Source organism: Micromonospora sp. NPDC049139 (assembly GCF_055586845.1).
Genome location: NZ_JBVJHK010000009.1, coordinates 128,483 through 154,116, shown reverse-complemented (window position 1 = coordinate 154,116; position 25,634 = coordinate 128,483). Strand labels below are relative to the sequence as shown.

General features: G+C 73.8%; 19 protein-coding genes. 5 read left to right on the top strand and 14 right to left on the bottom strand.

Going from position 1 to position 25,634, the window contains the following annotated elements; genetic code table 11:
- Positions 1–109 precede the first annotated feature (109 nt).
- From ACZ6Q9_RS17755 to ACZ6Q9_RS17740, 4 genes are all read right to left on the bottom strand, one after another.
- Positions 110–1,981, bottom strand: a complete 1,872-nt coding sequence (locus ACZ6Q9_RS17755; protein WP_396830187.1) for a polysaccharide biosynthesis protein — start codon at positions 1,979–1,981, stop codon at positions 110–112.
- Between the two features lie 147 nt (positions 1,982–2,128).
- Positions 2,129–2,773, bottom strand: coding sequence for an acetyltransferase (locus ACZ6Q9_RS17750; RefSeq protein ID WP_393267484.1), 645 nt, complete (start codon positions 2,771–2,773; stop codon positions 2,129–2,131).
- Positions 2,770–3,918 (bottom strand): DegT/DnrJ/EryC1/StrS family aminotransferase, encoded by a 1,149-nt coding sequence (locus tag ACZ6Q9_RS17745; RefSeq protein WP_396830186.1) that lies wholly within the window; start codon positions 3,916–3,918, stop codon positions 2,770–2,772. The genes ACZ6Q9_RS17750 and ACZ6Q9_RS17745 overlap by 4 nt, the downstream gene beginning before the upstream one ends.
- Positions 3,915–4,622, bottom strand: coding sequence for a sugar transferase (locus ACZ6Q9_RS17740; RefSeq protein ID WP_396830185.1), 708 nt, complete (start codon positions 4,620–4,622; stop codon positions 3,915–3,917). The genes ACZ6Q9_RS17745 and ACZ6Q9_RS17740 overlap by 4 nt, the downstream gene beginning before the upstream one ends.
- Positions 4,623–4,839: 217 nt before the next feature.
- Here ACZ6Q9_RS17740 and ACZ6Q9_RS17735 point away from each other — a divergent pair, with 217 nt between their 5' ends.
- The gene (locus tag ACZ6Q9_RS17735; protein ID WP_396830184.1) at positions 4,840–5,799 is read left to right on the top strand and encodes a DUF389 domain-containing protein; all 960 of its coding nucleotides are present in this window, start codon (positions 4,840–4,842) and stop codon (positions 5,797–5,799) included.
- A gap of 7 nt (positions 5,800–5,806) precedes the next feature.
- On the opposite strand, the gene ACZ6Q9_RS17730 is transcribed toward ACZ6Q9_RS17735, so the two are convergent.
- Both ACZ6Q9_RS17730 and ACZ6Q9_RS17725 read right to left on the bottom strand, forming a co-directional pair.
- Entirely contained in the window at positions 5,807–6,241 is a 435-nt protein-coding gene (locus ACZ6Q9_RS17730; RefSeq protein ID WP_393452507.1) for a hypothetical protein, read from the bottom strand.
- A gap of 396 nt (positions 6,242–6,637) precedes the next feature.
- On the bottom strand, positions 6,638–9,091 hold the full coding sequence (locus tag ACZ6Q9_RS17725) for a Tex family protein (protein WP_393267468.1): 2,454 nt from the start codon (positions 9,089–9,091) through the stop codon (positions 6,638–6,640).
- A 240-nt stretch (positions 9,092–9,331) separates the two neighbouring features.
- On the opposite strand from ACZ6Q9_RS17725, the gene ACZ6Q9_RS17720 reads away from it, so the two are divergent.
- Positions 9,332–10,843 (top strand): deoxyguanosinetriphosphate triphosphohydrolase family protein, encoded by a 1,512-nt coding sequence (locus ACZ6Q9_RS17720; protein ID WP_350706438.1) that lies wholly within the window; start codon positions 9,332–9,334, stop codon positions 10,841–10,843.
- Between the two features lie 6 nt (positions 10,844–10,849).
- Here the strand turns inward: ACZ6Q9_RS17720 and ACZ6Q9_RS17715 are convergent, their stop codons facing one another.
- From ACZ6Q9_RS17715 to ACZ6Q9_RS17690, 6 genes are all read right to left on the bottom strand, one after another.
- Complete coding sequence (locus ACZ6Q9_RS17715) at positions 10,850–11,995, bottom strand: MBL fold metallo-hydrolase (protein WP_393452510.1); 1,146 nt, start codon at positions 11,993–11,995, stop codon at positions 10,850–10,852.
- 105 nt (positions 11,996–12,100) lie between these two features.
- Positions 12,101–13,114, bottom strand: a complete 1,014-nt coding sequence (locus ACZ6Q9_RS17710; protein ID WP_393267460.1) for a serine hydrolase — start codon at positions 13,112–13,114, stop codon at positions 12,101–12,103.
- A 134-nt stretch (positions 13,115–13,248) separates the two neighbouring features.
- Positions 13,249–14,406: a zinc-dependent alcohol dehydrogenase gene (locus tag ACZ6Q9_RS17705; RefSeq protein ID WP_396830183.1), complete on the bottom strand. Its 1,158-nt coding sequence runs from the start codon at positions 14,404–14,406 to the stop codon at positions 13,249–13,251.
- A 296-nt stretch (positions 14,407–14,702) separates the two neighbouring features.
- On the bottom strand, positions 14,703–15,467 hold the full coding sequence (locus tag ACZ6Q9_RS17700; protein WP_350706426.1) for a succinate dehydrogenase/fumarate reductase iron-sulfur subunit: 765 nt from the start codon (positions 15,465–15,467) through the stop codon (positions 14,703–14,705).
- Positions 15,464–17,401, bottom strand: coding sequence for a fumarate reductase/succinate dehydrogenase flavoprotein subunit (locus ACZ6Q9_RS17695; protein WP_357697572.1), 1,938 nt, complete (start codon positions 17,399–17,401; stop codon positions 15,464–15,466). The genes ACZ6Q9_RS17700 and ACZ6Q9_RS17695 overlap by 4 nt, the downstream gene beginning before the upstream one ends.
- A gap of 1 nt (position 17,402) precedes the next feature.
- Positions 17,403–18,134 (bottom strand): succinate dehydrogenase cytochrome b subunit, encoded by a 732-nt coding sequence (locus tag ACZ6Q9_RS17690; protein ID WP_393267453.1) that lies wholly within the window; start codon positions 18,132–18,134, stop codon positions 17,403–17,405.
- A 35-nt stretch (positions 18,135–18,169) separates the two neighbouring features.
- On the opposite strand from ACZ6Q9_RS17690, the gene ACZ6Q9_RS17685 reads away from it, so the two are divergent.
- Positions 18,170–19,099 (top strand): LysR family transcriptional regulator, encoded by a 930-nt coding sequence (locus ACZ6Q9_RS17685; protein WP_393267451.1) that lies wholly within the window; start codon positions 18,170–18,172, stop codon positions 19,097–19,099.
- Between the two features lie 87 nt (positions 19,100–19,186).
- Positions 19,187–20,509 (top strand): FAD-dependent oxidoreductase, encoded by a 1,323-nt coding sequence (locus tag ACZ6Q9_RS17680; RefSeq protein WP_396830182.1) that lies wholly within the window; start codon positions 19,187–19,189, stop codon positions 20,507–20,509.
- A 138-nt stretch (positions 20,510–20,647) separates the two neighbouring features.
- Here ACZ6Q9_RS17680 and hrpA read toward each other — a convergent pair whose 3' ends face one another.
- Entirely contained in the window at positions 20,648–24,682 is a 4,035-nt protein-coding gene (hrpA, locus tag ACZ6Q9_RS17675) for an ATP-dependent RNA helicase HrpA (RefSeq protein ID WP_396830181.1), read from the bottom strand.
- Between the two features lie 133 nt (positions 24,683–24,815).
- Between hrpA and ACZ6Q9_RS17670 the strand changes: the two genes are divergently transcribed.
- Positions 24,816–25,256 (top strand): cytidine/deoxycytidylate deaminase family protein, encoded by a 441-nt coding sequence (locus ACZ6Q9_RS17670; protein WP_393267443.1) that lies wholly within the window; start codon positions 24,816–24,818, stop codon positions 25,254–25,256.
- Positions 25,257–25,260: 4 nt separating this feature from the next.
- Here ACZ6Q9_RS17670 and ACZ6Q9_RS17665 read toward each other — a convergent pair whose 3' ends face one another.
- Entirely contained in the window at positions 25,261–25,620 is a 360-nt protein-coding gene (locus tag ACZ6Q9_RS17665) for a YciI family protein (protein ID WP_393267442.1), read from the bottom strand.
- Between the last annotated feature and the right edge of the window lie 14 nt (positions 25,621–25,634).

The following is a 25,634-nucleotide window of genomic DNA, read 5'->3' as shown; positions in this document are numbered from 1 at the left end:
GTCGCCGGCCTTCTCGTGCCCCGTGCCGACAGGACCCGCCGCGCTGGCGCGTAGACCTGGACGGGTGGACGCCGCCGACCCGGCGGGTCGGCGGCGTCCACGGGAGACTTCAGCGCGACAACGGAACCTGCACCGGGGCGGCGTGGACAGGTCCGGTCGGGTGGGCACAGAGCTGGGCGAGCTGGGCGACGACCTTCTCGGGGTGGTCGTACGGGTCGAGGCCGCTGACCTCCATCGGGTCCAGCGCGGGCACCGCCACGTGCGAGACCAGCGGGTGCAGGGGCCGGGTGTCGACCTCCCCGGCACCGAAGAGGTCCTCGTGCAGCTTCTCGCCGGGCCGCAGCCCCGTGTAGACGATCGGCATGCTGCTGTCCGCCTGCTCGGCCATCTGCCGCGCCAGGTCGGCGATGCGGACCGGCTCGCCCATGTCCAGTACCAGCGCCTCCCCGTCCCGGCCGATCTCGGCGGCCTGCAACACCAGGTGCACTGCCTCCTGCACCGTCATCAGGTAGCGGGTCACCTCGGGGTGCGTGACGGTGAGCGGTCGGCCCAGCTCGATCTGCCGTTGGAACGCCGTCACCACCGAACCGCGGCTGCTCAACACGTTGCCGAAGCGGACGCTGAGGAAGGTGCCGGGGAAGCGGGAGGCGGCGTGCGCGGTCAGCCGTTCGGTGATCCGCTTCGAGTAGCCGAGGACGCTGATCGGGTCGGCCGCCTTGTCGGTGGAGATGTTGACGAACCGGGCGACGTCGCGGCAGGCGTCGAGCACGGAGAGCGTGCCCCAGACGTTCGTCTTCACCGCCTCGCCGGGGTGCCGCTGGAGCAGCGTGAGGTGCTTCAGCGCGGCGGCGTGGAAGATGACCTCCGGCCGGCGCTCGCGGATGATCCGTCGGATCCCCTCGTCGTCCCGAAGGTCGGCGAGGATCAGCTCGGGGCCGTCCAGCAGGGCCCGGCCGGCCAGTGACATCTGGAGGGCGTGCAGGGCCGACTCGTCGCGGTCGAGCATCATCAGCTCGCCCGGGTCCGCCTTCATCACCTGCCGGCACAGCTCGGAGCCGATGGAGCCGCCGGCACCGGTGACCAGGATCCGTCGGCCGGTGAGCCCGCTGGTGCTCATCGCCATGTCGGCCACCACCTGCCGGCGTCCGAGCAGGTCGCCGATCTGCACGTCGCGGACGTCGGTGACGGTGATCCGGTGGTCGACGAGGTCCCGGACGGGGGGCAGCACCTTGAACGCCGCCCCGGTCCGCAGCGTGGCCTCCCGGATCTGCCGGATCAGCGCGGCGTCGGCGTTCGCGACGGAGAAGATCACGGTCGTCGCACCGGTACGCCGGACGGCCTCCGCGACGTCCCGCCGGCCGCCGAGCACGCGTACTCCGCCGATGCGCAGGTCCCGCTTGTCGGGGTCGTCGTCGAGGGCGCCCACGGGCCGGTACCGCCCGCGCGGGTCGCTGAGCATGGCCCGCAGCAGCCCCTGCCCGGCGTCGCCGAGCCCGAACAGCAGCACCGGGTTCGAGGACCGGACGTCCGGCCGCATGGCGAGGTCGCGGCGATGCCGGTAGGTGAACCGGGCGGCGAGCATGAACAGCAGCGCCAGGGCGCCCCCGACCAGCGGGGCGCTCGCCGGCACCGGCCGCACGCCGGCCGGGAGCAGCCCGACCAGCAGGATCGCGGCGGTGGTGGCCGCGGTGCCGGCGACCCCCTGCACCTCCTGGAGGCTGCCCAGCGGGTGGCGTCCGGAGTAGATCCGGCGCACCGCCGCGACGGCCACGTGCACGACGGCGGCGAGGGCGCCGCAGGCGACGGCGCGCGCGAGCTGGTCGGGCGTCAGGTCGAACTCGTAACGGAACCAGACCGCGGCGACGAACCCGCAGACCCAGGCGGTGCTGTCGGTGGCGAGAAATCCGATGGTCCGGCGGCGCGCCCTGGACCGGTGTGACCCCTGCTCGCTGAGTCGGCTCGTCTCTGTCTCCGGCGGCATATGTGCTCCCTGTCCGTCTCCGACCGCTTCCGCCGCAGGGCGGAAAGAGCTTTGGGCTCATTTACTTGATACATGCCCGAAAGCGATGTTTGAGAGTTTTCAGGCTTAGTGACCGAATTTTGCCCGAGGGGTCGAGACCGTGTCGGTTCAACGGGCGGGTACGCCCTTGACGACCACGCCGTCCGGCACGTCCCGGACGACGCAGGCGCCAGCTCCGACGGTGCTGTGCCGGCCCACCCGCAGGCCCTGCAAAACGGCTGCGGTCGTGCCGACGAGCACCCCCTCCGCCAGGTGGCAGTCGCCGGAGACGGCGGCGAGTGGGTTGACCGACACGAAGTCGGCGAGGGTGCAGTCGTGGCCGACGGTGGCGTTCTGGTTGAGGTGCACGTGCCGGCCGACGGTGACGTTCGTGGTGACGCGGGCCCCGGCGAAGGCGACGAAACCGGGACCGTGCACGGTGTCCGGCCCGATCGTCGCCGCCGGGTGCACGAGGCTCGCCGCCGGCACGCCGTACGCGTCGACGCGCCCCGCCACGGCCCGCCGGACGCGCGGGTCGCCGATGCCGATGACGTGGTGCGTTTCCGGGGGTGCGTCGCGCAGCCAGGCGACTCCGCCGAGGTAGGGGACGTCGAGCCGCTGCACCCGCTTCAGGTTCTCCTCGGACGGGCGGTCGTCGACGAACCCGAGGAGGTGCCAGCGCCGCCGGCCGGCTGCGGCGTCCGTGGCCCGGGCGATCGTCAGGACCTCCCGGCCGTGGCCACCGCAGCCGACGACCACCAGGGGAGTCGTCACGCCGTCGACGCCCCCGCCCGCACCGTCAGGAACTCGTCCACGGCGGCGAGGACGCGGCCGATCTGCGCCTCGTCCAGGACACTGCCGCTCGGCAGGGCCAGCCCGTCGGCGAACAACCGCTCCGCCGCGCCGGTAACGAGACGCTCGGCGTCGGCGTACGCCGGTTGCAGGTGCATCGGTTTCCAGACCGGTCGGGTCTCGATGTCCCGCAGGGCCAGGTGGGCCGCCAGGTCGGCGGCCCGCCACCCGGACCGCTCCGGATCGACCACGATCGTCGTCAGCCAGCAGTTGGAGCCCGCGTCCTCCACGCCGACCAGGCGTACGCCGGGGACCGGGGCGAAGAGCTTGGCGTACCGGTCGCGGAGCTGCCGGCGCCGGGCGATCATCCCGTCCAGCCGGACGAGTTGGGCGCGGCCGAGCGCGGCGAGCAGGTTGCTCAGCCGGTAGTTGTAGCCCGTCTCGCGGTGCTCGTAGTGCGGCGTCGGTTCGCGGGCCTGGGTGGCGAGGTGACGGGCCCGGGCCAGCAGGGCCGTGTCGTCGGAGACGAGCATGCCGCCGCCCGACGTGGTCATGATCTTGTTGCCGTTGAAGGAGAGGATGCCCGCCCGGCCGAAGGAGCCGGCGGGCCGGCCGCGATGGGTGGCGCCGAGGGCCTCGGCGGCGTCCTCGACGATCGGGGCGCCCGCCGCGTCGCAGACCGGCAGCAGCGCGGTGTAGTCGACGCAACTGCCGAAGAGGTCCACCGGAACGACCGCCCCGACACGCTGGCCCCGGAAGGTCAGGTTTCGGATCAGCTCGGCGACGAGGGTGACGTCGACGTTGCCGGTGTGCGGGTCGCAGTCGACGAAGACCGGTCGTGCGCCGGCGTACCGGACCGCGTTCGCGGTCGCCACGAACGTCAGCGTCGGCACGATGACGGCATCCCCGGGCCCGACTCCCACCCCGAGCAGCGCCAGGTGCAGCGCGGCCGTGCCGGAACTCACGGCCACGGCCCCGCGGGTGCCCACCCGCGCGGCGACCTCGCACTCGAACGCGTCGAGGTCCGGCCCGACGGGCGCGACCCAGCCGGACCGCAGGGCCGCGACGACGTACGACTCCTCCAGCGGCCCGACGTCGGGCGGGGACAGGTGGATGGTCCGGCTCATCGGCCACCTCCGGCGGGAACGGTCAGGTTGGCCTCCCGGACCGGCACGGCGGGAACGGGCGAGGGCGTGCCGAGGAACTCGGGCGCGGTGGCCGAGCCCGCCGCGGAGATCCCCTCGCGGCGCAGCACGGTGCGGACGGTCGCGGCGAGGATCGACAGGTCCAGCCGCAGGCTGCGATGGTCGACGTACCAGACGTCAAGATCCAGCTTCTCCTCCCAGCCCAGGCTGTTGCGTCCCCGTATCTGGGCCAGTCCGGTGACGCCCGGCCTGACCTCGTGCCGGCGGGCCTGGGTGGGGGAGTAGCGCGGCAGGTACTGGGTGAGCAGGGGACGGGGGCCGACCAGGCTCATGTCGCCGCGCAGCACGTTCCACAGCGTCGGCAGCTCGTCCAGGCTGGTGGAGCGCAGGAACCGTCCCAGCGGCGTCAGCCGGTCTCCGTCGCGTACCCGTCCCCGCCGCGGATCGGGCGGGAGCATGGTGCGGAACTTGACCAGCTCGAACACCTGGCCGTGCCGGCCGGCGCGCGGCTGCCGGAACAGCACCGGCCGGCCGAGCCCCGCGGCCACCAGCGCCGCCACCACGAGGACGAGCGGCGCGGTCAGCACCAGCAGCACCACGGCTGCCGCCAGGTCGATGGCCCGCTTGAGGCCCTCCGGTCGGGCCCGCTCCGCCAGATCCCCCGGCGCGTTCACGGAACCATGCACGGTGTCGACCTCCCAGCCAATCGAGTCATCATGGAACAGACAGGTTGTATCAGGCATGAAAGCGTCAAGAGGGCGGAATCGCGACACCAGGTCCTGATCCCGACAGGTCAACCGCCCAACCGTCCGTCAGGACTCGGCCGGCTACCAAGACGTGACCTTCCATCCGGCCCGACCGGCAGTAGAGTGCTCGACCGTCGACAGGGCGAGGGGGAGGGCCGTGCTGCACCTGAGGGTGATCGCTCCACCGGACCAGTCCGCCGCGGTGGCCGAGCTGCTGGCCGCCGACCCCGGGGTGACCCATCTCGCCGTGCTCGCCGGCGCCGCCCGCCAGCCCGAGGGCGACCTCATCCTCTGCGACGTGGTCCGGGAGAGCGCCGACGGCGTGCTGCGCGACCTGCGGCAGCTCGGCGTGGAGGCACGCGGGGCCATCGCGGCCGACGACGTGGAGCTGGCCATCTCCGCGGCGGCGGATCGGGCGGCCCGGACGGCGCCCGGCAGCGGCGCGGACGCGGTGGTCTGGGACGAGATCGCCGCCAAGACCGGCGAGCAGACGGAACTGTCCGCCACCTACCTCGTGCTGATCACCGTCGCCACCATGCTCGCCGGCATCGGCGTCCTGCTCGACCAGCCGATCCTCATCGTCGGCGCGATGGTCGTCGGCCCCGAGTTCGGCCCCCTGGCCGCGCTCTGCGTGGCGCTGCTGCGCCGCAGGCCACCGACCATCGCCCGGTCGGTGCAGGCGCTGGTGGTCGGTTTCCTCGTCGCCATGGTGGTCACCGTGCTCAGCACCTGGGCGCTGACCGCCGCCGGTCTGGTCGACCGCGGGATGCTGTTGGCCGATCGCCCGCTCACGGACTTCATCTGGCGGCCGGACGCGCTCTCCTGGGTGGTCGGCCTGCTCGCCGGTGTGGCCGGCATGCTCTCGCTGACCTCGAAGAAGTCCGGCAGCCTGGTCGGGGTGCTGATCTCGGTGACCACGGTGCCGGCCGCCGCGAACGTGGCTGTCGCCGCCGCGTACGGCGTCTGGCCCGAGGCGGCCGGCTCGGCCCTCCAGTTGGTGATCAACCTCTGCGCGATCGTGCTCGCCGGCCTGGTCACGCTGGTGGTGCAGCAGTCGTGGTGGTGGTACCTGGCCCGGCGCGGCCCCGGGCACGGGCCCGGCCGGGCCCGTCGCTGACCCCCCGTCAGGGCCCCTCGTCACCGCCGTCCAGCCGGCGGGTGAGCAGCGTTCGCAGCGGGATGGACTCGCCGTCCCGGCCACCCGCGCCGACGATCAGCGGCGGCGGGCTGGGCTGCGGCTCGGCCCCGAGCAGTCGGGCGCGCAGGCTGCCCGACACGGTCAGCAGGTGGAAGCGCCCGTCCACGTCGACCGCCCGGGTCCGGGCCCGGTCGACGTACCAGCCGCGCAGCCGCGTCCGGTAGCGGCCGCGACCGTCGTAGGCCCGGGCCGTGAGCCGTTCCGTGGGCAGCCCGCGCCGGATCGCCTCGGCGACGAACCAGGCCACGAGCTCCGCCGCCTCCGCCTGCTCGGCCGCCCGGCGCCGCTCGTCGGCCGCCGCGTGCGCCCGCACCGCCCGTCGCTGCTGCTCCCGCCACTCCAGGCCGTCACCCTCGTCCACGACCGCGACGGTACGCCGCGCCGCCCGCCCCCGGTACCTGTGGCTCCCGCGCCGCCCGCTCCGCTACCCGCGCCGCCCGCTCCGCTACCCGCGCCGCCCGCTCCGCTACCCGCGCCGCCCGCTCCGCTACCCGCGCCGCCCGCCCCGCTACCCGCGCCGCCCGCCCCGCTACCCGCGCCGCCCGCCCCGCTACCCGTGGCGCCCGCCGCCGAGTCGTGGTGCGGGGCGGCTCGACGCCGTTCTGGTGCCGGCCCGTCGCCCGGGTTCCTGCCGGCTCTGTTTCCGGCGCCGGACCCCGGCCGTCCGCTGATCTCGGGCAGCGGTCGCCACCGGCTGCACCCGCCGGCCGCGGGCCCGCCGGGCGGTGCGCGTTCGCGCCCGCCCGGCGGGGTGTCCTCAGGCCAGGCCGGCCCGGCGCAGCGCGTCGGCCATGGCGCTGTTGGCCGCTGCCGGCGCGGCGCCGCCCCGGCCGCCCTGCCGCTGCGGCGATCCGCCGCGCCCGCCCTGCCCGCCGCCGTCCCGGCCGCCCTGCCCGCCGCGGTCCCGGCCGCCCTGCCCGCCGCCGTGACCGCCGCCCCGGCTGCCCCGGTCGCCGCGCGGCCCGCCCTGCCCGCCGCGCTCGCGGCGGCCACCCTCCGGACCGCCGCGCCCGGCGCCGGCCTCCGCGTCGTCCTCGAGCCGCAGGGTGAGCGAGATCCGCTTGCGGGGCACGTCGACGTCGAGCACCTTGACCCGGACCACGTCGCCGGACTTGACCACCTCGCGCGGGTCCTTCACGAACGTCCGGGACATGGCCGAGACGTGCACGAGGCCGTCCTGGTGGACCCCGACGTCCACGAACGCGCCGAACGCGGCCACGTTGGTGACCACGCCCTCCAGCACCATCCCCGGCGTCAGGTCGCTGATCTTCTCCACGCCCTCCACGAACGTGGCGGTGCGGAACTCCGGCCGGGGGTCGCGGCCCGGCTTCTCCAGCTCGGCGAGGATGTCCGTGACGGTGGGCAGGCCGAAGGTGTCGTCGACGAAGTCGGTGGCCCGCAGCCCGCGCAGGATGGTGCTCCTGCCGATCAGGGAGCGCACGTCCTGCCCGGTGCTGGCCAGGATCCGGCGCACCACCGGGTACGCCTCCGGGTGCACGCTGGACGAGTCCAGCGGGTCGTCGCCGCCCGGGATGCGCAGGAAGCCCGCGCACTGTTCGAACGCCTTCGGCCCGAGCCGGGGGACCTTCTTCAGCTCGGCCCGGGTGCGGAACGGCCCGTTGGCGTCGCGGTGCAGCACGATGTTCTCCGCCAGCCCGGCGCCGATCCCCGACACCCGGGTCAGCAGCGGCGCGGAGGCGGTGTTGACGTCGACCCCGACCGCGTTGACGCAGTCCTCGACCACCGCGTCCAGCGACCGGGAGAGCTTCACCTCGGACAGGTCGTGCTGGTACTGGCCGACGCCGATCGACCGCGGGTCGATCTTGACCAGCTCGGCGAGCGGGTCCTGCAGGCGGCGCGCGATGGAGACCGCGCCACGCAGCGAGACGTCCAGCCCGGGCAGCTCCTGGGCGGCGTACGCGGACGCGGAGTAGACCGACGCCCCTGCCTCGGAGACCACCACCTTGGTCAGGTTGAGCTGCGGGTGCCGCTTGATCAGCTCCCCGGCCAGCTTGTCCGTCTCCCGGCTCGCGGTGCCGTTGCCGATGGCGACCAGCTCGACGCCGTGCGCGCCGGCGAGCCGGGCCAGGGTCTCGATCGAGGCGTCCCACTGGCGGCGCGGCTCGTGCGGGTAGATCGTGTCGGTGGCGACCACCTTGCCGGTGGCGTCCACCACGGCGACCTTCACGCCGGTGCGCAGGCCCGGGTCCAGCCCCATCGTGGGCCGGGTGCCGGCGGGCGCCGCGAGCAGCAGGTCGCGCAGGTTGGTGGCGAAGACGCGCACCGCCTCCTCCTCGGCCGCCTGCCACAGCCGCATCCGCAGGTCGGCGCCGAGGTGGATGAGGATCCGGGTGCGCCAGGCCCAGCGCACCGTGTCGGCCAGCCACCGGTCGGCCGGCCGGCCCTTGTCGGTGACGCCGAACCGGCCGGCGATCGCCGCCTCGTAGCGGCTCGGCCCGGTGGGCGCCGCGTCGGCCTCGCCGCCCTCCTCGGGCTCCATGGTCAGGTCGAGCACGCCCTCCTTCTCGCCCCGGAACATGGCGAGGATCCGGTGCGAGGGCAGCTTCGGGTACGGCTCGGCGAAGTCGAAGTAGTCGGCGAACTTCGCGCCGGCCGACTCCTGCCCGTCGCGTACCCGCGAGACGAGCCGGCCCCGCGACCACATCTGCTCGCGCAGCGTACCGATCAGGTCGGCGTCCTCGGCGAACCGCTCGATGAGGATGGCCCGGGCGCCCTCCAGGGCGGCGGCGGGGTCCGCGACCCCCCTGTCGGCGTCGACGTAGCCGGCAGCGGCCTCGCGGGGGTCCCGGGACGGGTCGGCCAGCAGCGACTCGGCGAGCGGCTCCAGCCCCGCCTCGCGGGCGATCTGCGCCCGGGTCCGCCGCTTGGGCTTGTAGGGCAGGTAGATGTCCTCCAGGCGGGACTTCGAGTCGGCCGCCATGATCTGCGCTTCCAGGGCCTCGTCGAGCTTGCCCTGGCCGCGGATCGACTCCAGCACCGCCGCGCGCCGCTCGTCCAGCTCGCGCAGGTAGCGCAGCCGCTCCTCCAGGGTGCGCAGCTGGGTGTCGTCGAGCAGGCCGGTGGCCTCCTTGCGGTAGCGGGCGATGAACGGCACGGTGGCGCCGCCGTCGAGCAGCTCCACGGCCGCCCGTACCTGACGCTCGGCGACGCCGAGCTCCTCGGCGATCCGCTGATGAACAGAGAGGGTCACGATCTCGATCCGCCTTCGGTGTGGGTTCCGCTGAGTATTCTGCCGGCCTCCACCGACTGCCGTCGCCGCCCCCGCCCCGGCGCGTCGGGTGTAAGGAAGGGCACCTTGTTATCGCCTGGGGTAGAGGAAGGGGCCCTTCCTTACACCCGCCTCGCCCGCGACGCCGCGGCCGGTGCGCCGCCGGCTACCGAACCGGCGGGCGTGCGCCGTTCCGGCCCACGCTGCGCTAGCGTGGCGATCATGGAACCTCCCGCGGACCCGCGGGCCCGGCGGCTCTTCGGCGGCAGCGCCCGGGCCCTCGGCGACCTCGCCGCCAGCCCGTTCCGGGCCGACCGGGACCGGATCGTGGCCTCGCCGTTCTTCGCCCGGCTGAACGGTGTGACCCAGGTGGTCAGCCCCGGTGGCTCCGGCCTGCTGGTGCACAACCGGCTGACCCACAGCCTCAAGGTCGCCCAGGTGGCACGCGCGATCGCCGAGCGGCTCACGGCCGACGGCGAGCACCGCGACCTGCTGGAGAAGCTCGGCGGCTGCGACCCGGACGTGGTGGAGGCCGCCGCCCTCGCACACGACCTCGGCCACCCGCCGTTCGGGCACCTGGGGGAGCGGGTGCTGGACCGGCTGGCCCGGCAGCGGCTCGGGCTCACCGACGGCTTCGAGGGCAACGCCCAGTCGTACCGGATCGTCACCAGCACCGAGATCCGCGGCGCGGCGACCACCGGCCTGGACCTCACGGCGGCGGTGCGGGCGGCCATGCTGAAGTACCCGTGGACGCGCCTGGACCACCCGGACCCGCACCCCCGGCTGCTGGACCCGCCGCCGCGTGGCGCCACCCCGCCGCCCGACGACCCCGGCAGCGGCTCCTCGAAGTTCGGCGCGTACCGGACGGAGGTCGACGACCTGCGGCAGGCACGGGAGCCGTTCGTCGGCCGGATTCCGGACTGGCAGCAGACCGTCGAGGCGTCGGTGATGGACACGGCGGACGACATCGCGTACGCGATCCACGACGTGGAGGACTTCTACCGCGTCGGGGTGCTCCAGCAGGGCGCGGTCTCCGCCGAGCTGATGGCCTGGCAGCGCGAGAGCGGGCACTTCCGGGCCATCACCGACGCGGCCCTGACCGCCGCGGCCCGCCGGCCCGGCTCGGCGATCGAGCGGCTGCGCCGGCAACTGCACCGCAAGGACGCCTGGATCGCCGACGACGAGGCGTTCGCCGCCGCCGTCGAGCACGTCCGCGAGGAGCTGGTGGAGGGGCTGCTGGCGATGCCCTTCGACGGCTCCATCGAGGCGGAGCAGTACGTGGCCCGCTTCTCCGCCCGCTGGACCACCCGCTTCGTCGACGCGATCACGGTGGTCGAGCAGCCCTCGGTCCGCTCCGGCCACGTGCTGCTCGCCCCGGCGCAGTGGCACGAGGTGCAGGTGCTCAAGTTCGTCCACCACCGGTTCGTGCTGGCCCGGCCCGACCTGGCCCTGCACCAGCGCGGGCAGGCCCGGCTGCTGGGCACCCTGGTGGAGGCACTGCTGGACTGGCTGCTCGACCCCGAGGAGGAGTCCCGGCTGCCGCGCCGCCTGCACGACCTGGTGGAGCTGGCCGAGGCGGAGCTGCACCCGCGTACGCCGGACCGGCTCGGCAAGGCCCGCGGCCGGGCGATCGTCGACTTCGTCGCCCAGCTCACCGACGGCCAGGCGGTCGCCATGCTGGACTCCCTGTCGGGCCGCTCCGGCGCGCTCTGGACCGACGCGTTCGTCCTCTGAGGACGCTCAGGCGACGGCCTGCCACCAGCCGTCGACGGCCGGCGGGTCGTCCACCACCACCCGCTCGCCGGGGCGGGGCACGGCGAGCCGCACGTCGCGGGCCTTCGCCTCGGCCCAGATCCGGTCCACCGGCTCCGACCAGTCGTGCAGGGCGAGGTTGAACGTCGCCCAGTGCACGGGGAGGAGCAGCCCGCCGCGCAGGTCGAGGTGGGCGGCGACGGCCTCCTCGGGGAACATGTGGATGCTCGGCCAGGCCCGGTCGTACGCGCCGATCTGCATCAGCGTGACGTCGAACGGCCCGTGCTCCGCGCCGATCGCCGCGTAGCCGTCGAAGTAGCCGGAGTCGCCGGTGTAGAAGACCTTCCGGTGCGCGCCGGCCACCACCCAGGAGCCCCACAGCGTGCCGTCGCGGCGCAGGCCCCGGCCGGAGAAGTGTTGGGCGGCGGTGGCGGTGATCTCCAGCCCGGCCACCCGGTGGCTCTCGGACCAGTCCAGCTCGACGATCCGCGCCGCCGGGACGCCCCAGCGGTCCAGGTGCGCGCCCACCCCGAGCGGCACCAGGAACGGCGCCGACTGGAGGTCGGTCAGCGCCCGCACGGTCGCCATGTCGAGGTGGTCGTAGTGGTCGTGCGAGATCAGGATCGCGTCGACCGGGGGCAGCTCGTCGAGGCGGACCGGCATCTCGTGCAGGCGGCGGGGGCCGACCCGGGCCGATGGCGAGCACCGCTCGCTCCACACCGGGTCGAGCAGCACCTTGCGGCCCTCGATCTCGATCAGCGCGGAGGCGTGGCCGTACCAGACGACGTTCAGCTCGCGCGTGACGTCGGTGGCCGGGGCGGCGCCCGGGCGCAGCAGCGGCACGGGGGCGCTCGGGCGGCGCTTCTGCTTGCCGAAGATCAACTCACGGATCAGGCCCCGATCGGGCGCGCCGGCCATCGAGCGGGTGCCGCCGGGGTTGTGGAAGGTGCCGTCGCGGAACTGCGGCGAGCGCGCCGCCCGCTCCGCCCGCGCGCCGGTGAGCCGGCCGCCGAGCGCCGCCGGCACGTCCCGGGCCACCCACGCCAGCCCGGCCAGCGCGGCCAGCCCGGCCGCCCCGCGCAGCTGGCGCCCCAACGCCTGGTCGAGTCCCGCGCGTTCCGCTGGTGCGCCCATCGCCGTCCCTCCGCCGTGTCCCGTCGTACACGGTAGCCGGGTCTCCGGCGGGTCTGCGGGCGGTCAGGGTGGCCCCCGCCGGGGCCACCCGCGCCGCGCGGCGGCTCAGCCGCCGTTGCTGGGCCGCTGCACGGCCGGACGGTGGGTCGCGCCCGCGCCGGTGAGGCGGTCGACCGCGGCGAGGAAACGCCGGCCCATCCGGGCCCGGGCCTCGACGGCGGGATGGGTGGCGCCGTAGTCGTCGGCGCCGGCCTGCCCGTCGGCGAAGAGGGCGTACGTCAGCAGGGGCGCACCGGCCGCGTCGAAGATCACCCCGGCCTCGTGCCGGGCGTCGGCGAACCAGCCGGCCTTGGTGGCGATCCGGGCCCGCTCGGCCGAGGACATGACGCGCCGGACCCCGTCGGTGTACGCGACGGGGGCGCGCAGCAGCCGCAGCACGAAGGCCGTGGCGGCCGGCGAGAGCAGGGTGCCGCCGACCAGGGCGCGCAGCAGGTCGTGGGTCTCCCGGGGGGTGCTGGTGCCGAGGAAGAACCGGTTCGGGTTGGCCACCGGCTGCACCTGCGTGTTCGGGAAGCCCTTGTCCCGCAGGATCTGGTTGAGTTCGGCGGCGGGGCAGACCAGGCCGCACAGCCGCACCGCCGTGTCGTCGGAGACGGTCAACAGGTTGGCCAGCGCGTGGCCGAGCGTCACCGAGCTGGGGTAGGCGCCGTCCAGGCTGAACATGCCGTCCCCGCCGGGCACCACGATCGCGGCGGTGACCTCGACCCGCTGGTCGAGCGTCAGCAGCCCCCGGTCGACCTTGTCCAGCACCGCCGTCGCCACCGCGATCTTGTTGACGCTGTACGCCTCGATCCGCCGGTCCGGCTCGTCGGCCACCGCCACCGCCGGCTCGCCGGCCGGATCGGCGACGCTGACGTACGCCTGCCAGTTGCCGCCGGCGCGGTCGGTCTCCCGCGCGTAACTCGCGGCGACCCGACGGGCGGCCTGCCGGGGTGTGGCCGGAGCCGGTTCGGTGACCTCGGGGGCGGCGGACGCCGGCGCGGCGGCGCCGAGCACCGTCCCGGCGGTGGCCACCGTGCCGAGTCCCAGCGCGGTCCTGCGGTTCACCCGGATGGTCAATCGTCTCTCCCGTCGTGGTGGTCGGCCGTGCTCTCCGGCCCACCACCCTAGGCGAAACGATCGACGCCGGTGATCCCACGACGCGCTCGTCCGGCCGATTCCGCCGGTCGCGCCGGTGACGACCACCGTCCGGCTCACGGCGCGAGTACGACCTTGACGCAGCCGTCCTGTTTCTTCTGGAACATCTCGTACGCCTGCGGCGCCCGCGCCAGCGGCACCCGGTGGGTACGCAGGTCCGCCACGCCCAGCGGGTCGTCGTCGGAGAGGAGCGGGATGATCTCGTCGGTCCACCGACGCACGTGGCACTGGCCCATCCGCACCTGGATGCCCCGGTCGAACATCTCCATCAGCGGCATCGGGTCCACCTCGCCGCCGTACACCCCGGAGACGGAGACGGTGCCACCGCGCCGGACCGCCCTGAGCGCCGCCTTGAGCACGACGAGCCGGTCGACGCCGACCTTGTCGGGCAACAGCCCGGCGGCGGTCTGGGCGAGCTTGCCGAGGGGAGCGCCGTGCGCCTCCATGCCGACGGCGTCGATCACCGCGTCGGGGCCGCGCCCGTCCACCAGGTCGATCAGCGCACCGGGCACGTCGTCCAGCTCGCGCACGTCGAGCACCTCGATGCCGTGCCGGCGCGCCATCGCCAGCCGCTCCGGAACCAGGTCCAGCCCGATCACCCGGTCGGCGCCGAGGTGCCGGCCGACGCGCGCGCAGAACTGGCCGACCGGGCCGAGCCCGAAGACGGCGAGGGTGCCGCCGCGCGGGGTGTCCGCGTACTTCACCGCCTGCCACGCCGTCGGCAGGATGTCGGACAGGTAGAGCCACCGCTCGTCGGGCCCGGTCTCCGGCACCTTGATCGGGCCGAACTGGGCGTGCGGCACCCGCAGGTACTCCGCCTGCCCGCCGGGCACCGAGCCGTAGAGCGAGGTGTAGCCGAACAGTGCGCCGCCCTTGCCCTCGGACGTCACCTGCGTGGTCTCGCACTGGGCGTAGAGCTGCCGCTGGCACATCCAGCAGGTGCCGCAGGAGATGTTGAACGGCACCACCACCCGGTCGCCCGGCTTGAGCCGGGTCACCCCCGGGCCGACCTCCTCGACGATGCCCATCGGCTCGTGCCCGAGGACGTCGCCGGGCTTGAGGTACGGCCCGAGCACCTCGTAGAGGTGCAGGTCGGAGCCGCAGATGGCGGTCGAGGTGATCCGGACGATCGCATCGGTCGGCTCCTCGATCCGTGGATCCGGCACCTTCTCGACCCGTACGTCCCGCTTGCCCTGCCAGGTCAGTGCCTTCATGTCCCGACGTCCCCTCTCGCGTTCTCCGGTGGACTGCTACCCGCCCACGCCGGCTTGAACCGGGGCTTGAACCGGACCCGCCGGCCGGCTGCCCGCCGGCAGCTCGACAGGGTCGGCGAGGGGCCTGGGCGGCTTGGCGATCGCCGCGCCGGACCAGCGGGCCGACGGGACGGGGCCGCGAGGCGGGGCCGACGGGACGGCCGCGAGGGGTGACCGGGCGGGCGAGTGCCGAAAGCGGGCGGGCCGCCGCACCCGCAGGGGTGCGACGGCCCGTCGTCGGTGTGCTGCCGGAAGGGTCAGGCGCCGGGGGTGTTGTCGCCCCGCTTCGAGGTGGCCATCAGGTAGTCGCGGTTGAGTCGGCCGATCGTGTTCAGCGGGATGCCCTTCGGGCAGACCACGGTGCACTCACCGGCGTTGGTGCAGCCGCCGAAGCCGGCCTCGTCGTGCGCGTCGACCATGCCGATCACCCGGGTGTAGCGCTCCGGCTGCCCCTGCGGCAGCAGTGAGAGCTGGGTGATCTTGGCGGCGGTGAAGAGCATGCCGGAGCCGTTGGGGCAGGCGGCCACGCAGGCGCCGCAGCCGATGCACTCGGCCGCCTCGAAGGCGGCGTCGGCGTTGGCCTTGGCGACCGGGGTGGAGTGTGCCTCGGGGGCACTACCGGTCGGCGCGGTGATGTAGCCGCCGGCCGCGATGATCTTGTCGAACGCGCCCCGGTTGACCACCAGGTCCTTGATGACCGGGAACGCCCGGGCCCGCCACGGCTCGATGTCGATCGTGTCGCCGTCGGAGAACTGCCGCATGTGCAGCTGGCAGGCGGTGGTGCCGCGCTGCGGCCCGTGCGCGTTGCCGTTGATCATCAGGCCGCACATGCCGCAGATGCCCTCGCGGCAGTCGTGGTCGAACGCCACCGGCTCCTCGCCGGCGAGGATCAGCCGCTCGTTGAGCACGTCGAGCATCTCCAGGAACGACATGTCCGGGGAGACGTCGTCGACCTTGTAGGTCACCATCCGACCCTTGTCCTCGGGGCCGGACTGGCGCCAGATGCGCAGGGTCAGGTTCACTTGTAGCTCCGCTGCGTGGGGTGGACGTATTCGAACTTCAGGTCTTCCTTGTGCAGCACCGAGGGCTCGCCGGTGGCGGTGAACTCCCAGGCCGCGACGTACGCGAACCGCTCGTCGTCGCGTTCCGCCTCGCCGTCGGGCGTCTGGTGCTCGGCCCGGAAGTGGCCGCCGCAGGACTCCTCGCGGTGCAGGGCGTCGATGCACATCAGCTCGGCCAGCTCGAAGAAGTCGGCCACCCGGCCGGCCTTCTCCAGCGACTGGTTGAGCCCCTCGCCGTTGCCCGGCACCCGGACCCGCTGCCAGAACTGGTCGCGCAGGGCGCGGATCTCGTCGATCGCCTTGCGCAGCCCGGTCGCGCTGCGCTCCATGCCGCAGTGCTCCCACATGATCTGGCCCAGCTCGCGGTGGAACGAGTCGACGGTCCGGTCGCCGTCGACCGCCAGCAGCCGCTGGATGCGGTCCTCGACGTCGGCGCGCGCCTGCACGGCCGCCGGGTGGCTGGCGTCGACCTTGTCGAACGGCCCGGCCGCCAGGTAGTTGGCGATGGTGTTCGGCAGCACGAAGTAGCCGTCGGCCAGGCCCTGCATCAGCGCCGAGGCGCCGAGCCGGTTCGCGCCGTGGTCGGAGAAGTTCGCCTCGCCGACCACGAACAGGCCCGGGATGGTCGACTGGAGGTCGTAGTCGACCCAGAGGCCGCCCATCGTGTAGTGCACGGCGGGGTAGATCCGCATCGGGACCTCGTACGGGTCCTCGCCGGTGATCCGCTCGTACATCTCGAAGAGGTTGCCGTACTTGGCCTCGATGGCCTTGCGGCCGAGCCGGTTGATCGCGTCGGCGAAGTCCAGGTAGACGCCGAGCCCCGTCTGGCCGACGCCGCGTCCCTCGTCGCACACGTTCTTGGCGGCGCGGGAGGCGATGTCCCGGGGGACCAGGTTGCCGAAGGAGGGGTAGATCCGCTCCAGGTAGTAGTCCCGCTCGTCCTCGGGGATGTCCTTCGGGCTGCGGGTGTCGCCCTTGGCCTTGGGCACCCAGACCCGGCCGTCGTTGCGCAGCGACTCGCTCATCAGGGTCAGCTTCGACTGGTGGTCGCCGGAGACCGGGATGCAGGTCGGGTGGATCTGCGTGTAGCAGGGGTTGGCGAAGTACGCGCCCTTGCGGTGCGCCCGCCAGGTGGCGGTGACGTTGCAGCCCTTGGCGTTGGTGGAGAGGTAGAAGACGTTGCCGTAGCCGCCGGAGGCGAGCACGACCGCGTCCGCGAACTCCGTGGTGATCTCGCCGGTGACCATGTCCCGGACGACGATGCCCCGGGCCTTGCCGTCGACGACGATCAGCTCCAGCATCTCGTGCCGGGCGTTCATCTCGACGTTGCCGAGGCCGATCTGCCGCTCCAGCGCCTGGTACGCGCCGAGCAGCAGCTGCTGACCCGTCTGGCCCCGGGCGTAGAAGGTGCGCTGCACCTGCGCGCCGCCGAAGGAGCGGGTGTCCAGCAGGCCGCCGTACTCGCGGGCGAACGGGACGCCCTGGGCGACGCACTGGTCGATGATGTTGACCGAGACCTCGGCCAGCCGGTGCACGTTCGACTCCCGGGACCGGAAGTCGCCGCCCTTGACGGTGTCGTAGAAGAGCCGGTGCACCGAGTCGCCGTCGTTGCGGTAGTTCTTGGCGGCGTTGATGCCGCCCTGCGCGGCGATGGAGTGCGCCCGGCGCGGGCTGTCCTGGTAGCAGTAGGACTTGACCCGGTAGCCCTGCTCGGCGAGCGTGGCGGCGGCCGAGCCGCCGGCCAGGCCGGTGCCGACCACGATCACGGTCATCTTCCGGCGGTTGGCCGGGTTGACCAGCTTGGCCTCGAAGCGGCGGCGGTCCCAGCGGGTCTCGATCGGGCCCTCGGGAGCCTTGGTGTCGGCGATCGGGTCGCCCTCGGTGTAGAGATCCATGTCAGGACACCAATCCGGTGAGTACGGCGAACGGGACCACCAGGAAGCCGGCGCAGAGCGCGACGGCGAAGACCAGCGCGGCGGTGCGCGCCCGGCGCTCGCCCTTCGGGGTCTGCTGCCCCAGGCTGCGGAACGCGCTGAACGCCCCGTGCCGCAGGTGGAAGCCCAGCGCGACGATCGCCAGGGTGTAGAAGAGCGTGACGTACCAGCGCTCCGGCGCGAAGTCGGCGACGACGTTGGCGTACGGCTTCGTCGGGTCGCCGACCGGGTTCAGGTGGCCGGTGGTCAGGTCGAGCAGGTGGTAGATCACGAAGAGCAGGATGATCACCCCGCCCCAGCGCATGGTGCGGGCCGCGTAGCTGCCCTGGACCTTCGGGCGGTGCGCGTACCGGACGGGGCGGGCGGCGCGGGAGCGCCGGGCCAGGGCGGTGGCGGCGGCGATGTGCGCCACGACGGCGACGGTCAGCGCGCCGCGCTGGATCCACAGGAACCAGACGCCCGGCAGCATCGGCTTGCCGATGTCGCGCAGCCAGTGCGCGTAGTGGTCGAACGAGGTCTCCCCCGTGAACACCTTCAGGTTGCCGAGCATGTGCAGGATGAGGAACAGCACCAGGATGATGCCCGTCACCGCCATGACGGCCTTGAGGCCGACGTTGGAGCGGATGGGCGACCGAGTTCTCGTGACTACCACCCGATCGACGCTAGGAGCACATGGATCAGTCGTCCAATGCATCGACCTCGCAGTCTTGATAGCTATAGGCTATGTAGATGCAGCTCCATCAGCTGAAGTACTTCGTCGCGGTCGCCGAAGTCCGACATTTCACCCAAGCTGCCGATCTGGTGGGCATCACGCAACCCTCCTTGAGTAAGCAAATTCACGCCCTGGAGGACGCCCTCGGCGCCCCCCTCTTCGAACGGGTAAGGGGCAACATCGCGCTGACCGCGGCGGGGGAGGTGCTGCTTCCGCTGGCCAAGCGGATCCTCGCCGACGTGGACACGGCGACCCGCGAGGTGCAGGAGCTGGTCGGCCTGCGGCGCGGCCGGGTCCGGCTCGGCGCCACCCCCAGCCTGGCCACCTCGCTCGCCCCGCCGGTGCTGCGCCGGTTCCGCGACGCCCATCCCACCGTCGACCTGCGGGTGGAGGAGAGCGGCTCGCAGGACCTGGTCCGCGACCTGCTCCGCGGCGACCTCGACCTGGCGCTGATCATCATGCCGGCGCAGGGCACCGATCCCGGGCTGCGCGCGGACCCGATCCTGCGGGAGAGCCTGGTGGTCGCCTCGGTGGAGGAGCTGCCGGTCGCCCCCGACGCCGGCCAGCTGCGCATCGGCGACCTGCGCGACCAGCCGATGGTGATGTTCCGGGAGGGCTACGACCTGCGCGACGCCACCATCCAGGCCTGCCGGGAGGCCGGCTTCGAGCCCACCATCGCGGTCGACGGCGGCGAGATGGACGCCGTGCTGAGCTTCGTCGAGGCCGGGCTTGGCATCGCGCTGGTGCCCGGGATCGTGGTGGCCCGCCGGACCGGCGTCCGGGTCACCCGGCTGGCCCCGCCGGGCGTCCGGCGGACCATCGCGGTCGCCCGGCGCCGCGACGTGGTGCCCACCCACGCCGGCCGGGAGCTGCGCCGGATACTGCTGGAGTACGTCCGCGACGCCACCGCCGACGGCGACCTGCCGCCCGGCGTCGAGCCGCTCTGACCCGCCGGGACAACCCGTCGGCAAGACGACCCCGGGTGCGCAAGGCGGAAGGCGAATCCCGGCCGGCGGTCGACCTACGCTGCCCGCATGGCAACCGGCAGCGCCGTGGTGATCGGCGCCAGCATGGGCGGCCTGCTGGTCGCCCGCGCACTCACCGAGGCGTACGACCGGGTCACCCTCGTCGACCGCGACGTGCTGCCCGAGCGGGCGGACAGCCGCCGGGGCGTGCCGCAGGGGCGGCAGTTGCACGTCCTGTTGGCCCGGGGCCGGCAGGCGTTCGAGGAACTGCTGCCCGGCATCACCGCCGAGCTGACCGCGAACGGCGTGCCCACGGTCGACCTGCACGAGCAGGTCCACTGGTACAACGACGGCCACCGGATGCGGCGCGCGCCGTCGCCGCTGCTCGGCTTCGGGGTCAGCCGGCCGCTGCTGGAACAGGTGGTCCGGCGGCGGGTCGCCGCCCTGCCCGGGGTGCGGATCGTGTCGGGCTGCGAGGCGGAGGGGCTCACCACCACCGCCGACCGGCGCCGGGTCACCGGCGTGCGGCTGCGCCCCCGCGACGGGGAGCCGCACACCGTCGAGGCCGACCTGGTGGTGGACGCCGGCGGCCGGGGCAGCCGTAGTCCCGTGTGGCTGGCCGAGCTGGGCTACCGGCCGGCGCCCGAGGACCGAGTCCGGATCGGGGTCACCTACGTCACCCGCACCTACCGCCGCGAGCCGCACCACCTGGAGGGGCTGCTCGGCGCGCTCACCAACGCCGTGCCCGGCCAGCCGTGGGGCGGCATCGTCGCTGTGCAGGAACAGGACCGGTTCGCGGTGGCGCTCAGCGGCATGCTCGGCGAGGAGCCGCCGGCCGACGACGAGGGGATGGCCGCCTTCGCCGACCGCCTCGCCGCCCCGCAGATCGCCGAGCTGCTACGTACGGCGCGGCCGGCGAGCCCGCCGGTGACGATGCGGTACCCGGCCAGCGTGCGGCGCCGCTACGAGCGGCTGCGCCGCTTCCCGGCCGGCTACCTCGTGGTGGCCGACGCGTTGTGCAGCTTCAACCCGGTCTACGGGCAGGGGATGACCGTGGCCGCGCTGGAGGCGCTGTTGCTGCGCCGGCTGGTCCGGCGGCGGCCGGACCGGCTCGCCCGGGGCTTCTTCCGGGGCGCGGGTCGCCTGATCGACGGGCCGTGGTCCATCGCGGTCGGCACCGACCTGCGCTTCCCCGAGGTGCCCGGTCGGCGTTCGCCGCGGGTGCGCCTGGTCAACGCGTACGTCGGCCGGCTGCACGCCGCGGCGGCCCGGGACGCGGCGCTGGGCGCGGCGTTCCTGCGGGTGCTCAACCTCGTCGACCCGCCGGCGCGGCTGCTCTCCCCGCCGGTGCTGCTGCGGGTGCTGCGCGGTGCGTCCGCGTCGGCGCGCTGACCCGCCCGGCTCAGCCGCGCCCGGCGGGCCGCCCACGTCGGCGCGCTGCCCCCGCCGGGCTCACCCGGCGGCCGTCGCGGAGACGAACACCGGTTTCGCCCGGCCGCACAACACCGGTTTCGCCCGGCCGCACCGGGACTACCTACCCTCGGCGTCGTCCATCGCGCGGTAGATCCGCTGCTCCGACACCGGGTACGGGGTGCCCAGGGCCTGGGCGAAGACGTTCACCCGCAGCTCCTCGATCATCCAGCGGATCTGCCGGACCGCCGCCGACTGCCGTCGGCTCGGCGGCAGCGCGGCGAGCATGTCCCGGTATTCCTTCTGCACCACCGCGATCCGGTCCTGCTGCTGCTTGTCGCGCTGCGGGTTGCCGGGCAGCCGGTCCAGCCGCCGCTCGACCGCCGTGAGGTAGCGCAGCAGGTCGGGCAGGCGCGCGTACCCGGTCTCGGTGACGAAGCCGGCGTGCACCAGGCCGGTGAGCTGGGCCCGGATGTCGGCCAGCGCCGCCACCACGGCCAGGTTCTGGGTCTTGCCGAGCCGCTGCTCCACCGCGTGCGCGGCGGCGAGCACCCGGCGCACCCGGTCCATCACCTCGACCACGGTGTCCACCAGGTCGGCGCGGACCTTCTCGCGCAGGGCGGCGAAGCCCTCGGCGTCCCAGGCCGGCCCGCCGGCGTCGCCGATCAGCTTGTCGATCGCCGCCCCGGCGGCATCGTCGATGAGCTGCTGCACACCCCCGTGCGGGTTGCGGCTCAGGGCCAGCTTCGCCTCGTTGCTCAGCCGCCCCTGGAGGAACCTCGCCGGCGACGGCACGGTCAGCCGGAGCAGCCGCCGGGTGCCCGCCCAGTGCGCGGCCTCCTGCTCGGCCGGCGAGTCGAACACCTTCACCCCGACCGTGGCGCCCTCGTCCACCAGCGCCGGGTACGCCGTCACCGCGTACCCGGCCCGGACCTGCTCGATGGTGCGCGGCAGCGTGCCGATGCCCCAGTCGGTCAGCCCGGTGCGGGCCACGTCCGGCGCGGCGGCGGCCACCACCTGGCGTACCTCCGCCTTGAGCTGGCGTTGCAGGGCCGGCAGGTCCTTGCCCTCGGCGACCGGCTTGTTCTCCTCGTCGAGCACCCGGAAGCTGACCCGCAGGTGCGCGGGGAGCCGGTCGAGGTCCCAGGCGTCGCGGGGCACGGTGACGCCGGTCATCCGGCGCAGCTGCCGGGTCAGCGCGTCCAGCAGCGGCTCCTCGCCGGCCGGCATCGCGGCGAGCGCCGCGCGGGCGTAGTCCGGCACCGGGACGAAGTTGCGGCGCACCGCCTTGGGCAGCGAGCGGATCAGCGCGACCACCAGTTCCTCGCGCAGCCCGGGGACCTGCCAGTCGAAGCTCTCCGCCGGCACCTGGTTGAGCAGCGGCAGCGGGATGTCGACGGTCACGCCGTCGGTCGCGGTGCCCGGCTCGAACCGGTAGGTCAGCGGCAGGGTCACCCCGTCGGCCGACCACTCGTCGGGGTAGTCGGCCTCGTCCACCCCGCCGCGGCCGGCGTTGACCAGCAGCTCCCGGGTGAAGGTGAGCAGGTCCGGCTGCTCGCGGCGGGTCTTCTTCCACCAGGCGTCGAAGTGCCGCCCGGAGACCACGTCCGCCGGGACGCGGGCGTCGTAGAAGTCGAAGACGGTCTGGTCGTCGACGAGGATGTCGCGGCGGCGGGCCCGGTTCTCCAGCTCCTCGATCTCCGCCAGCAGCCGCTGGTTGTCCCGCCAGAAGTGGTGGTGGGTCTGCCAGTCGCCCTCCACCAGGGCGTGCCGGATGAACAGCTCGCGGGACAGCGCCGGGTCGATCCGGCCGAAGTTGACCTTGCGTGAGGTGACCAGCGGGACGCCGTAGAGCGTCACCTTCTCGTACGCCATCACGGCCGCCTGCTTCTTTTCCCAGTGCGGCTCGCTGTAGCTGCGTTTGACCAGGTGCTGGGCGAGGGGCTCGACCCACTCCGGCTCGACCCGGCCGTTCACCCGGCCCCAGAGCCGGGAGGTCTCCACCAGCTCGGCGGCCATCACCCACCGCGGCGGCTTCTTGAACAGCGCCGAGCCGGGGAAGAGCGCGAACTTGGCGCCCCGCGCGCCCAGGTACTCGTGCTTCTGGGCGTCCTTGAGCCCGATGTGCGACAGCAGGCCGGCCAGCAGCGACTGGTGCACCCTGGGGGTGTCGATCTCCTCCGGCAGGTCCGCGCCGCCCCGGCGCCGGCCGCCGCCGTCGGCGTCCCGCGCCGGTCGCCCTTCCTCGGGGGTACGCAGCACCTGGCGCAACTGGCTGACGATGTCCTGCCACTCGCGTACCCGCAGGTAGTTGAGGAACTCCGCCTTGCACATCCGGCGGAACGCGCTGGAGGACAGCTCGCGCTGCTGCTCGCGCAGGTGCCGCCACAGGTTGAGCAGCGTCACGAAGTCCGACTCGCGGTCGGTGAACCGGGCGTGCGCCTGGTCGGCCTGGGCCTGCCGGTCCGCGGGCCGTTCGCGGGGGTCCTGGATCGACAGCGCGGCGGCGATCACCATCACCTCGGTGGCGCAGCCGTTGCGCTCACCCTCGACGACCATCCGGGCCAGCCGCGGGTCGACGGGGAGCTGGGCGAGCCGCCGGCCGAGCGGGGTGAGCCGCTTCGCCGGGTCGGTCTCGGCCGGGTCCAGCGCGCCCAGCTCGTGCAGCAGGTTGACGCCGTCGGCGATGTTGCGTCGGTCCGGCGGGTCGATGAACGGGAACGCGGCGATGTCGCCGAGCCCGATCGAGGTCATCTGGAGGATGACCGAGGCGAGGTTGGTGCGCAGGATCTCGGGGTCGGTGAACTCGGGGCGGGACAGGAAGTCCTGCTCGTCGTAGAGGCGGATGCAGATGCCGTCCGAGGTGCGCCCGCAGCGCCCCTTGCGCTGGTTGGCGGAGGCCTGCGAGACCGGCTCGATCGGCAGCCGCTGCACCTTGAGTCGGCTGCTGTAGCGGGAGATGCGGGCCGTGCCCGGGTCCACCACGTACTTGATGCCGGGCACGGTGAGCGAGGTCTCCGCGACGTTGGTCGCGAGCACCACCCGGCGCCCGGCGTGCGGGGCGAAGACCCGGTGCTGCTCGGCGGTGGAGAGCCGGGCGTAGAGCGGCAGGATCTCTGTGCCGCGCAGCGCCGGCTTCTTCTCCACCAGCTTGCCCAGCGCGTCGGCGGTGTCCCGGATCTCCCGCTCGCCGCTGAGGAAGACCAGGACGTCGCCGGGCCCCTCGGCGGCCAGCTCCTCGACGGCGTCGCCGATGGCCTGGATCTGGTCCCGGACGTTCTCCTCGTCGTCCCCGTCGTCCTCGCCCTCGGCGAGGGCGACCAGCGGCCGGTAGCGCACCTCGACCGGGTACGTGCGCCCGGACACCTCGACCACCGGCGCCGGGACGCCGTCCGGCGCGTCGTCGGTGGGCGGCCCGGCGAAGTGCCGGGCGAACCGCTCGGTCTCGATGGTCGCCGAGGTGATGATCACCTTGAGGTCGGGGCGGCGGGGGAGGAGCTGCCGGAGGTAGCCGAGGATGAAGTCGATGTTGAGGCTGCGCTCGTGTGCCTCGTCGATGATCAGGGTGTCGTACTGGCGCAGCATCCGGTCGGTCTGCAACTCGGCGAGCAGGATGCCGTCGGTCATCAGCTTGACCAGGCTCCGGTCGCTCACCTGGTCGGTGAAGCGCACCTTGTAGCCGACCACGTCGCCCAGCTCGGTGCCGAGCTCCTCGGCGATCCGGTCCGCCACCGTACGCGCGGCCAGCCGGCGCGGCTGGGTGTGCCCGATCAGCCCGTTGATCCCGCGCCCCAGCTCCAGGCAGATCTTGGGCAACTGGGTGGTCTTGCCGGAGCCGGTCTCGCCGGCCACGATCACCACCTGGTGGTCGCGGATCGCGGCGGCGATGTCGTCCTTGCGCTCGCTGACCGGCAGCTGGGCCGGGTAGGTGACCACCGGCACGGCGGCGCGCCGGCTCTCCAGCCGCGCCTCGGCCCGCGCGACGTCGGCGGCGATCTCGGCGAGCGCCTCGTCGCGCCGCTGCGGGTCCCTGAGCCTGCGCACCCCGTCCAGCCGCCGTTGCAGGCGACGCTGGTCGCGGAACATCAGGGGGCGGAGGCGGCGGTGCAGCTCGCGAGCGGGATCGGTCGCGGCGGGTGCGGCTGGATTCTGCATGTCGTCGCCAAGGATAGGCAGCCGGCGGCCGGATCGCTCCCGGGTTACCGGTCCGCCCGCGTGCGTCCGCCCGCGCGGGCGCCGGCGGGTCTAGAGTTGACCGCCGACCGACGTCGAACCACGGGGATGCGCGATGACGATGCGGGACACCGACCGGGCCCTGGTGCAGGCCGCCACGGCGGTCGCCAAGCTGCGCTGCCGCAGCGAGAACCACACGGTCGCCGCCGCCGCGCGGACCACCGACGGTCGGGTCTTCACCGGGGTGAACGTCTACCACTTCACCGGCGGCCCCTGCGCGGAGGTGGTCGCGGTCGGCGCCGCCGCCACCCAGGGCGTCACCGAGCTGGAGACGATCGTCGCGGTGGGCGACCGGGGGCGCGGGGTGATCGCGCCCTGCGGGCGCTGCCGGCAGGTGCTGCGCGACTACTTCCCCACCATCCGGGTCATCGTCGGGCCGATGGACGCGCTGCGCGTGGTGCCGGTCGCCGAGCTGCTGCCCGAGACCTACGTCTGGGCCGACCACCAGCTCGACGGCCCCTCGCTGCCGGCGGCCCGCACCGGCGGCGAGGGCTGACGGCTCAGTCGCCCGCCGCCGCCTCCAGCATGGACCGGGGGACCGGCACGCTCTCGAACCGTACGTTGCCCTCCGGCACCATCCAGCTCATCACCTGCACGGCCAGCCGCCCGGCCCGCACGGCCGGGTCGTTGTGGTACAGCTCGCGGGCCTCCTCGGGGCTGATCGAGAGCACGACGAATCCGCGCAGCCGGTCGTCGTCGGCCGCCACGAAGGGCCCCGCCGCCAGGACGAGACCCTGGTCCACCAGCCCCGCCTGGTGGGCCAGGTGGGCGTCCTGCAACCGGTCGGCCGCGTCCAGCGGCAACTCCGGGGCGTCCGGCGGGCGCACCAGGAGCACCACCGTGTGCTGGTCGAATCGCATCCCCCCAGCGTAGG

What these genes read in the sequence shown, in the direction of transcription:
- ACZ6Q9_RS17685 (WP_393267451.1), top strand. Translation starts at nt 18,170, where the DNA reads ATGCAGCTCCATCAGCTGAAGTACTTCGTCGCGGTCGCCGAAGTCCGA.
- ACZ6Q9_RS17755 (WP_396830187.1), bottom strand. Translation starts at nt 1,981, where the DNA reads ATGCCGCCGGAGACAGAGACGAGCCGACTCAGCGAGCAGGGGTCACAC.
- ACZ6Q9_RS17670 (WP_393267443.1), top strand. Translation starts at nt 24,816, where the DNA reads ATGACGATGCGGGACACCGACCGGGCCCTGGTGCAGGCCGCCACGGCG.
- ACZ6Q9_RS17745 (WP_396830186.1), bottom strand. Translation starts at nt 3,918, where the DNA reads ATGAGCCGGACCATCCACCTGTCCCCGCCCGACGTCGGGCCGCTGGAG.
- ACZ6Q9_RS17695 (WP_357697572.1), bottom strand. Translation starts at nt 17,401, where the DNA reads ATGGATCTCTACACCGAGGGCGACCCGATCGCCGACACCAAGGCTCCC.
- ACZ6Q9_RS17715 (WP_393452510.1), bottom strand. Translation starts at nt 11,995, where the DNA reads ATGGGCGCACCAGCGGAACGCGCGGGACTCGACCAGGCGTTGGGGCGC.
- ACZ6Q9_RS17705 (WP_396830183.1), bottom strand. Translation starts at nt 14,406, where the DNA reads ATGAAGGCACTGACCTGGCAGGGCAAGCGGGACGTACGGGTCGAGAAG.
- ACZ6Q9_RS17680 (WP_396830182.1), top strand. Translation starts at nt 19,187, where the DNA reads ATGGCAACCGGCAGCGCCGTGGTGATCGGCGCCAGCATGGGCGGCCTG.
- hrpA (WP_396830181.1), bottom strand. Translation starts at nt 24,682, where the DNA reads ATGCAGAATCCAGCCGCACCCGCCGCGACCGATCCCGCTCGCGAGCTG.
- ACZ6Q9_RS17690 (WP_393267453.1), bottom strand. Translation starts at nt 18,134, where the DNA reads ATGCATTGGACGACTGATCCATGTGCTCCTAGCGTCGATCGGGTGGTA.
- ACZ6Q9_RS17665 (WP_393267442.1), bottom strand. Translation starts at nt 25,620, where the DNA reads ATGCGATTCGACCAGCACACGGTGGTGCTCCTGGTGCGCCCGCCGGAC.
- ACZ6Q9_RS17720 (WP_350706438.1), top strand. Translation starts at nt 9,332, where the DNA reads ATGGAACCTCCCGCGGACCCGCGGGCCCGGCGGCTCTTCGGCGGCAGC.